Source organism: Ruminococcus sp. AF31-8BH (assembly GCF_003460605.1).
Taxonomy (GTDB): Bacteria; Bacillota; Clostridia; order Lachnospirales; family Lachnospiraceae; genus Blautia_A; species Blautia_A acetigignens.
The window spans coordinates 1-3571 of record NZ_QTVN01000039.1; the positions used below are offsets into that span (position 1 = coordinate 1).

Below are 3571 nucleotides of genomic sequence, written 5' to 3' on the forward strand. Positions count from 1 at the left end.
ACCACTATATCATCAGCTTTGACCCACGGGACGGGACAGACAACGGCTTGACCGTAGACCGGGCGCAGGAGCTGGGCGAGCAGTTCTGCAAGGAGCATTTTCCCGGACACCAAGCCCTAATCTGCACCCACCCGGACGGGCATAACCACAGCGGCAATATCCATGTGCATATCGTCATCAACTCCCTGCGGATTTATGAAGTCCCGCTTCTGCCCTACATGGACAGACCAGCCGATACACGGGAGGGCTGCAAGCACCGCTGCACCAACGCTGCTATGGAATATTTCAAGAGTGAAGTCATGGAGATGTGCCACCGGGAGGGGCTTTACCAAATCGACCTCTTGAACGGCAGCAAGGAACGGATAACCGAACGGGAATACTGGGCGGCAAAGAAAGGGCAGCTTGCCCTTGATAAAGAGAACGCCGCCAGAGAAGCCGCAGGACAGCCGACCAAGCCCACCAAGTTTGAAACGGACAAGGCGAAGCTGCGCCGGACGATACGGCAGGCACTTTCCCAAGCTGCCAGCTTTGACGAGTTTTCTTCCCTTTTGCTGCAGGAGGGTGTGACCGTCAAGGAGAGCCGGGGGCGGCTTTCCTACCTCACGCCGGACAGGACAAAGCCTATCACAGCCCGGAAGCTGGGGGACGATTTTGACAAGACTGCTGTCCTTGCCCTGCTCACGCAGAACGCCCACAGAGCCGCCGAAAAGCCCAAAGCCATACCGGAATACCCACATACCCAAAAGGGACGCTTGCAGGAGGAAAAAGCCGCAAAAACCACCCCGGCAGACAACATCTTGCAGCGCATGGTTGACCGGGAAGCCAAGCGAGCCGAGGGCAAGGGCGTGGGCTATGACCGCTGGGCGGCAAAGCACAACCTAAAGCAGATGGCGGCTACCGTTACCGCCTACCAGCAGTACGGCTTTTCTTCCCCGGAGGAACTGGACGAAGCCTGTTCTGCCGCCTATACCGCCATGCAGGAAAGCCTTACAGAGCTGAAGCAGGTGGAAAAGACGCTGAACGGGAAAAAGGAGCTGCAACGGCAGGTACTTGCCTATTCCAAGACCCGCCCTGTCCGGGACGGACTGAAACAGCAGAAAAACGCCAAAGCAAAAGCAGCCTACCGACAAAAGCACGAAAGTGACTTTATCATAGCAGACGCAGCCGCCCGTTATTTCAGGGAGAACGGCATTTCCAAGCTGCCAAGCTATAAAGCCCTGCAAGCAGAGATTGAAAGCCTTATCAAAGAGAAAAACAGCGGCTACAACGATTACCGGGCAAAACGGGAGGAATACCGCCGCTTACAGACTGTCAAGGGCAATATCGACCAGATTTTACGCCGGGAACGCAAGCCTGTGAAAAGGCAGGAACAGGAGCGATAAAAAACCGTCCCCAAATGTACCTGAACCCATACAGAACAAGGGGGCTGCCCCGCAATACCAAAGGATTTTTTAACTGGCTTACAGGGCAGAAAAACCCCGAAAATGATACCGAGATGATACAGAATTATCGCCGATACCGCCACACCAGCGGAAACGGCAGAAAGGAGCGCACCCATGCCAAGAATGAGCAAGAAACGGCGGCTGGAATGGTCTTTTTTCCTGCGGCAAGTGAAAGTCGGGAATGCCACCTGCGACCGTATCACATACAACGACCTCTGCCGGGGCTGTACCCATAGCTGCAAGCAGAGCTTCCGGGCGGTTATCATACTCTGCCCCCACTACTACTCCAAACGCCGGAAAAAGGAGGACAGGGACAATGGCAGATAACCGCAAGTATTACTACCTCAAGCTGAAAGAGAACTTTTTTGACAGCGACTCCAGTGTGCTGCTGGAAGATATGAAAGACGGGATTTTATACTCCAATATCCTCTTGAAGCTGTACTTAAAATCGCTGAAAAACGGCGGGAAATTGCAGCTTGACGAGCATATCCCCTACACAGCGCAGATGATAGCGACACTGACCCGCCACCAGATAGGGACGGTTGAGAGGGCTTTAGAGATTTTCCGGCAGTTGGGGCTTGTGGAGCAGCTTGACAGCGGGGCTTTCTATATGACCGACATTGAGCTGATGATAGGACAGTCCTCTACCGAAGCCGAGCGGAAACGGGCTGCAAGACTGGAAAACAAGGCACTTTTACCGCCCCGGACAAAAGGCGGACATTTGTCCGACATTCGTCCACCAGAGATAGAGATAGAGTTAGAGAAAGAGATAGAGATAGAAAAAGAGAGAGAGGGAGAAACGGGACACCCCGCCCCCGCCGCTTATGGCAGATACAACAATGTGATACTGACCGATACAGAGCTTTCCGGGCTAAAAACAGAGTTGCCCGACAAGTGGGAGTATTATATTGACCGGCTTTCCTGCCATATCGCTTCCACCGGGAAACAGTACCACAGCCATGCAGCCACCATTTACAAGTGGGCGCAGGAGGACGCTGCCAAAGGCAAGGCTGCCCCGAAACAGGGCATACCCGATTATTCATGCAAGGAGGGCGAGAGCTTATGAAAAACGAGATTGAAGCTATGATTACGGACATTACAGCCACTACCGCCGAAGCGGAGGACTACACAGGCGAGGACGGGCTTTTATACTGCGGTAAGTGCCATACGCCCAAAGAAGCCTATTTTGCAGAGGGAAAGACTTGTTTCGGGCGTGACCGCCACCCGGCAGAGTGCGACTGCCAGCGGGCAGCCCGTGAAAAGCAGCAAGCCGCCGAAAGCCGACAGAAGCACCTTGAAAAAGTGGAGGACTTGAAACGCCGGGGCTTTACCGACCCTGCTATGCGGAACTGGACATTTGAGCATGACAACGGCAGAAACCCACAGACCGAAACCGCCCGCTTTTATGTGGAGAGCTGGGAAACCATGCAGGCTGAAAATATCGGCTACCTGTTTTGGGGCGGCGTGGGGACGGGAAAAAGCTACCTTGCCGCCTGTATCGCCAACGCCCTTATGGAAAAAGAGGTTGCCGTCTGCATGACAAACTTTGCAACGATACTGGGTGACCTTGCCGCCAGCTTTGAGGGCAGGAACGAATATATTTCCCGCCTTTGCAGCTACCCTCTGCTGATACTTGATGATTTCGGTATGGAGCGAGGAACAGAATACGGGCTGGAACAGGTTTACAGCGTGATTGACAGCCGTTACCGAAGCGGCAAGCCGCTGATCGCCACGACCAACCTCACGCTGGAGGAATTGCAGCACCCGCAGGACACGCCCCACGCCCGTATCTATGACAGGCTGACTTCCATGTGCGCCCCCGTCCGCTTCACGGGCAGCAACTTCCGAAAGGAAACCGCACAGGAAAAACTGGAACGCTTAAAGCAACTGATGAAGCAGCGAAAGGAGAGCCTATGACAGAAACGAAACAGACAAGCACCACCAAAACAGACCGCCGCCCGGACTGTGTGACGGAAATCCGCATGGGCAACTCCGTCCTTACCGTTTCCGGCTTCTTCAAGCAGGGCGCAACCGACACCGCAGCCGACAAGATGATGAAAGTGCTGGAAGCGGAAGCTGCTACACAAAAAACGGCGATTTGACCGACCATAAAGAAGCAGATTTGACGC

At 54.2% G+C, this 3571-nt stretch carries 5 protein-coding genes; all 5 read left to right on the forward strand.

Annotated features, from left to right (window positions below):
* A partial coding sequence (locus DWZ38_RS21810) for a relaxase/mobilization nuclease domain-containing protein (RefSeq protein WP_117855399.1) occupies window positions 1-1382 on the forward strand: 1382 nt, incomplete at its 5' end.
* Between the two features lie 174 nt (window positions 1383-1556).
* The gene (locus DWZ38_RS21820; protein ID WP_117855402.1) at window positions 1557-1769 is read left to right on the forward strand and encodes a hypothetical protein; all 213 of its coding nucleotides are present in this window, start codon (window positions 1557-1559) and stop codon (window positions 1767-1769) included.
* Window positions 1759-2508, forward strand: coding sequence for a phage replisome organizer N-terminal domain-containing protein (locus tag DWZ38_RS21825; protein WP_117855404.1), 750 nt, complete (start codon window positions 1759-1761; stop codon window positions 2506-2508). The genes DWZ38_RS21820 and DWZ38_RS21825 overlap by 11 nt, the downstream gene beginning before the upstream one ends.
* The gene (locus DWZ38_RS21830; protein WP_117855407.1) at window positions 2505-3359 is read left to right on the forward strand and encodes an ATP-binding protein; all 855 of its coding nucleotides are present in this window, start codon (window positions 2505-2507) and stop codon (window positions 3357-3359) included. Before DWZ38_RS21825 ends, DWZ38_RS21830 begins: the two co-directional genes overlap by 4 nt.
* On the forward strand, window positions 3356-3544 hold the full coding sequence (locus DWZ38_RS21835) for a transposon-encoded TnpW family protein (protein ID WP_002569233.1): 189 nt from the start codon (window positions 3356-3358) through the stop codon (window positions 3542-3544). Before DWZ38_RS21830 ends, DWZ38_RS21835 begins: the two co-directional genes overlap by 4 nt.
* Window positions 3545-3571: the final 27 nt, after the last annotated feature.

Coding starts and splice junctions, on each gene's coding strand:
- DWZ38_RS21820 (WP_117855402.1), top strand. CDS start 1,557: ATGCCAAGAATGAGCAAGAAACGGCGGCTGGAATGGTCTTTTTTCCTG.
- DWZ38_RS21825 (WP_117855404.1), top strand. CDS start 1,759: ATGGCAGATAACCGCAAGTATTACTACCTCAAGCTGAAAGAGAACTTT.
- DWZ38_RS21830 (WP_117855407.1), top strand. CDS start 2,505: ATGAAAAACGAGATTGAAGCTATGATTACGGACATTACAGCCACTACC.
- DWZ38_RS21835 (WP_002569233.1), top strand. CDS start 3,356: ATGACAGAAACGAAACAGACAAGCACCACCAAAACAGACCGCCGCCCG.